Source organism: Streptomyces sp. IBSBF 2435, from assembly GCF_036815005.1.
In the GTDB taxonomy this organism is placed as follows: Bacteria; Actinomycetota; Actinomycetes; order Streptomycetales; family Streptomycetaceae; genus Actinacidiphila.
The window spans coordinates 1-5042 of sequence record NZ_JAJSYW010000300.1 but is presented as its reverse complement, the minus strand read 5'-3'; the positions used below and the strand labels follow the sequence as shown (position 1 = coordinate 5042).

4 protein-coding genes are annotated in these 5042 nt (G+C 73.6%); all 4 read right to left on the bottom strand.

The features are described 5' to 3' along the window. Positions 1–361: 361 nt before the first annotated feature. The gene (truB, locus tag V7E46_RS32370) at positions 362–1261 is read right to left on the bottom strand and encodes a tRNA pseudouridine(55) synthase TruB (RefSeq protein WP_333771745.1); all 900 of its coding nucleotides are present in this window, start codon (positions 1259–1261) and stop codon (positions 362–364) included. Next, positions 1258–1755: a 30S ribosome-binding factor RbfA gene (rbfA, locus tag V7E46_RS32365; RefSeq protein WP_333771744.1), complete on the bottom strand. Its 498-nt coding sequence runs from the start codon at positions 1753–1755 to the stop codon at positions 1258–1260. The genes truB and rbfA overlap by 4 nt, the downstream gene beginning before the upstream one ends. Positions 1756–1789: 34 nt before the next feature. Continuing rightward, complete coding sequence (locus V7E46_RS32360) at positions 1790–2083, bottom strand: DUF503 domain-containing protein (protein WP_329174120.1); 294 nt, start codon at positions 2081–2083, stop codon at positions 1790–1792. 115 nt (positions 2084–2198) lie between these two features. Beyond that, the coding region (gene infB / locus V7E46_RS32355; protein ID WP_333771743.1) for a translation initiation factor IF-2 at positions 2199–5042 on the bottom strand (2844 nt) is incomplete at its 5' end.

Genomic DNA, 5042 nt, shown 5'->3' with positions numbered 1-5042 from the left:
CCCCCCTCCGGACGGCTGATCGCGCAGTTCCCCGCGCCCCTCCGGGGCACCCCACCTCCGCGCAGAGGGCACACCTCCAGGGATGCGGGGAACGGCGCACCCAGCCACGACAGCGCGGCAGGCATGGGGCACCGCAAGAGCCGCCGCCCCAGGGGCGCGAGGAACTGCGCGCAACCACGACGACGGGAAAGAAGCGCCGCCACCGCACGAGGCACCCCAGGGGCGCGAGGAACTGCGCGCGCAACCACGACGGCGGGTCGCACAAGCCCCCGCCCCAAGCGGCACCCACCAGGGGCGGGACGAACTGCGCGACAAGCCACGGCGTACCCGCGGCCGCAACGCGGCGAGCCCACCGCAGGGACTACGCCGGGAAGCCCGCCAGAATCCGCGCCTGGCCCGCGTCGGCCTCGACCAGGGCCAGGAGTCGACCGTCGGGCCCGAACACGGCGTGCGGCCCCGCCACGAGCTCCGGGGTCCGGATGCGCACCCCGTTCCCCAGCAGCCCGGCCTGGTTCGCGTCGACGTCCCAGCGGGGGAAGGCCGCCGCTGCGGCGTCCTCGATGGGCAGGACGCCGAAGTCCTCCCCGAGCTGCTCCAGCGTGCGCGCGCCGGCGAGGTCGTACGGGCCGACCCGGGTGCGGCGCAGCGCCGTGAGGTGTCCGCCGACACCGAGCCCGGCGCCGAGGTCGCGGGCCAGCGCCCGGATGTACGTACCGGAGGAGCAGACCACGGTGACGTCGAGGTCGAGCGCGTCGCCGGACTCGGCGGGGCGCACGTCCTGGACGGTGAAGGACGAGACCGTCACCGGCCGCGCGGCCAGCTCGAAGTCCTCGCCCTCCCGGACCCGGGTGTAGGACCGCACCCCGTTGACCTTGATCGCGCTGACCTTGGACGGCACCTGCTGGATCGGCCCGGTGAGCGCGGCGATCCCGGCGTCGACCGCCTCCCGGGTGACCGCGGCGACGGCACCGGGCGGCGCCGTCGCGGTGATGTCGCCCTCCGCGTCGTCGGTGACGGTGGTCTGGCCGAGCCGGATCGTGGCGACGTACTCCTTCTCGGTCAGCGCGAGGTGCCCGAGCAGCCTCGTGGCCTTCTCCACGCCGATGATCAGGACGCCGGTCGCCATCGGGTCGAGCGTGCCGGCGTGGCCGACCCGGCGGGTGCCGGCCAGCCGGCGCATGCGGGAGACGACGCCGTGCGAGGTGAGCCCGCCGGGCTTGTCGACGACGACCAGCCCGGAGGGTGATGTGGTGCGGGTCATGCCGGCGACGTACCGCCCTTGCCGTTGTCCGCGTCATCGTCGGCGGCGTCGTCGGCCTCGAAGTCGTCGTCCTCGTCGGCCGGCTTGCGGTACGGGTCCGCGTCCCCGGCGTACTGCGCGTCCGTGGCGGCCTTGCGGACCTCCTCGTCCGCGGCGTGTGCCTTGGCCAGCAGGTCGTCGATGGTGCGCGCGTTGTCCGGCAGCGCGTCGGCGACGAAGGCCAGGGTGGGCGTGAAGCGCACCCCGGTCTGCCGGCCGACCTCGGAGCGGAGCACGCCCTTGGCGCTCTCCAGGGCCGCGGCGGAGGCGGCCCGCTCCGCGTCGTCGCCGTAGACCGTGTAGAAGACCGTCGCCTCCCGCAGATCGCCGGTGACCCGGGTGTCGGTGATCGTCACATAGCCCAGCCGCGGGTCCTTGATCCGCCGCTGCAGGGTCTCCGCGACCACGACCCGGATGCGGTCGGCCAGCTTGCGCGCCCGCGCGGTGTCGGTCATCGTCTTCTTCTCTCTGTGTCCTGGGTCGTTCGTCTCAGTCGTCGTCGCCGTGGACGCGCTGCCGTGCGGACAGCAGTTCCACTTCGGGACGGGCGATCATCCAGCGTTCGCACCGGTCGAGTACGTCCTTGAGGTGTGCGAGGTCTCCGGACACCACCGCGATTCCTATCTCGGCCCTGCGGTAGAGGTCCTGCTCCCCGGTCTCCGCCACGCTGACCCCGAACTTCCGGTGCAGCTCAGCGACGATCGGGCGGACCACGGACCGCTTCTCCTTCAGGGACCGTACGTCACCCAGGAGCAGGTCGAAGCACAATGTGCCTGCATACATGGGTACGACGTTACAGGCGACGGCCGGGGCCGATCGACGGGATTTTTCCCCGCCGACCGGCCCCGGCCCGAGCCTCACCCGGCCGTACGGCATCCCGTACGGCCGGCCTGCGGGGTCAGCCGCGCGGCTTCTCGCGCATCTCGTACGTCGCGATGACGTCGTCGATCTTGATGTCGTTGTAGTTACCGAGGTTGATACCGCCCTCGTAACCTTCACGGATCTCGGTGACGTCGTCCTTGAAGCGGCGCAGCCCCTCGATGTTGAGGCTCTCCGCGATGACCTTGCCGTCGCGGAGCAGCCGGGCCTTGGTGTTGCGCCTGACCTCGCCGGAGCGGACCAGCACACCGGCGATGTTGCCGAGCTTGGAGGAGCGGAAGACCTCGCGGATCTCCGCGGTGCCCAGCTCGACCTCCTCGTACTCCGGCTTGAGCATGCCCTTGAGCGCCGCTTCGATCTCCTCGATGGCCTGGTAGATCACCGAGTAGTAGCGGACGTCCACACCTTCGCGTTCGGCCATCTGCGCGGCACGGCCGGCCGCGCGGACGTTGAAGCCGATCACGATGGCGTCGGAGCCGGTCGCCAGGTCGATGTCCGACTCGGTGACCGCACCCACTCCGCGGTGCAGGACGCGGATGTCGACCTCGTCGCCGACGTCGAGCTGGAGCAGCGAGGACTCGAGAGCCTCCACAGAACCGGACGCGTCGCCCTTGATGATGAGGTTGAGCTCCTGCACCAGACCGGCCTTGAGTGCCTCGTCCAGGTTCTCCAGGGAGAACCGCACGCCCTTGCGGGCGAAGCGGACGTTGCGCTCACGGGCGGCACGCTTCTCGGCGATCTGCCGGGCCGTGCGGTCCTCGTCGACGACCAGGAAGTTGTCGCCGGCGCCGGGCACGTTGGTCAGACCGAGGACGAGCACCGGAGTCGACGGGGTCGCCTCCTCCACGTTCTCGCCCTTGTCGTCGAGCATGGCGCGGACGCGGCCGTACGCGTCGCCGACGACCATGGTGTCGCCGACACGCAGGGTGCCGCGCTGGACCAGCACGGTCGCCACGGCGCCGCGCCCCTTGTCCAGGTGGGCCTCGATCGCGATGCCCTGCGCGTCCTGCTCCGGGTTGGCCCGCAGGTCGAGCGAGGCGTCCGCGGTGAGGATCACGGCCTCCAGCAGGCTGTCGATGTTCAGACCCTGCTTGGCGGAGATGTCGACGAACATGGTGTCGCCGCCGTACTCCTCGGCCACCAGCCCGAATTCGGTGAGCTGGCCGCGCACCTTGGTCGGGTCGGCGCCCTCGACGTCGATCTTGTTGACCGCGACCACGATCGGCACCTCGGCCGCCTTGGCGTGGTTCAGCGCCTCGATCGTCTGCGGCATCACACCGTCGTTGGCCGCGACCACCAGGATCGCGATGTCGGTGGACTTCGCACCACGGGCACGCATGGCGGTGAACGCCTCGTGGCCGGGGGTGTCGATGAAGGTGATCCTGCGCTCTTCACCGTTGACGTCGGTGGCGACCTGGTAGGCGCCGATGTGCTGGGTGATGCCGCCGGCCTCGCCCGCGACCACGTTGGTCTTGCGGATCGCGTCGAGCAGGCGGGTCTTGCCGTGGTCGACGTGACCCATGACGGTGACCACCGGCGGACGCGGCTGCAGTGCGTCCTCGCCGCCCTCGTCCTCGCCGAACTCGATGTCGAAGGACTCGAGCAGCTCGCGGTCCTCCTCCTCCGGGCTGACGATCTCCAGCACGTAGTTCATCTCGCCGGCCAGCAGCTCCAGGGTGGAGTCCGAGACCGACTGGGTGGCCGTGACCATCTCACCGAGGTTGAGCATCACCTGGACGAGCGACGCCGGGTTGGCGTTGATCTTCTCGGCGAAGTCGGTGAGCGAGGCACCGCGCGACAGGCGCACGGTCTGGCCGTTGCCGCGGGGCAGCAGCACGCCGCCCACGGACGGGGCCTGCATGGCCTCGTACTCCTGGCGCCGCTGACGCTTGCTCTTACGGCCGCGCGCCGGACGTCCGCCCGGGCCACGCCCGAACGCGCCCTGCGTTCCGCCACGGCCGCCCGGACCACCGGGACGACCGCCGAAGCCGCCGGGACGGGGGCCGAAGCCGCCGCCGCCGGGAGCACCGCCACCGGGACGCGGGCCGCCGAAGCCGCCACCGCCGCCACCGGGACGACCGCCGCCGCCGGGACCCGCCGGACGGCCGGCGAAGCCGCCGCCACCGCCGCCGGGACGGCTACCGGGACCGCCGCCGCCGGGACGACCGCCGGGACCGCCGGGACGACCGCCGGGACCGCCACCCGGGCGACCGCCCGGGGAGGGAGCCGGCCGCTGCGGCATCATGCCCGGGTTAGGACGCGGACCCGCGGACTGCGGACGGGGCATGCCGCCCGGCGAGGGACGGGCGCCGCCCGCACCGCCGGGACCGCCCTGGCCGCCGCCGGGACGCGGAGCGCCACCGGGACGCGGAGCGCCGCCGCCGGGACCCGCGGGACGCGGGGCACCGCCCTGGCCGCCGCCGGGACGCGGCGCGCCACCGGGACGCGGCATGCCGGTGGAGCCGGACGTGAAGGGGTTGTTGCCGGGACGCGGACCCGCGGGACGCGCGCCACCGGGACGCGCCGCACCGCCCTGGCCTGGCGCGGGGCGCCCGCCCTGGCGGGGACCGCTGTCACGCTGGCCGCCGTCGCGCTGGCCGCCGTCGCGGGGACCGCTGTCACGCTGACCGCCGGCCGGGGCCGGTCGGGCCGGGCGCGGGCCGGGGGTGGCGGAGCCGGGCCTGGAGGGCTGGCTCGCCGGGGGCGCGGCGGGCGGCGCCTGGAATTCCGCGGCCGGCACAGGTGCTGCCGGGGCGGGCTTGGGCGCGGCCGGAGCCGGCTTGGGTGCTGCGGGACCCGGGCGCGGGCCGGGCGCCGGCGCGGAGCCGGTGCTCGGCGCGGCGGGGGCCGCGGGGGGGGGGGG

Excerpts from the sequence above, each read along its gene's own strand:
- rbfA (WP_333771744.1), bottom strand. The coding sequence starts at position 1,755 with ATGACCGACACCGCGCGGGCGCGCAAGCTGGCCGACCGCATCCGGGTC.
- V7E46_RS32360 (WP_329174120.1), bottom strand. The coding sequence starts at position 2,083 with ATGTATGCAGGCACATTGTGCTTCGACCTGCTCCTGGGTGACGTACGG.
- truB (WP_333771745.1), bottom strand. The coding sequence starts at position 1,261 with ATGACCCGCACCACATCACCCTCCGGGCTGGTCGTCGTCGACAAGCCC.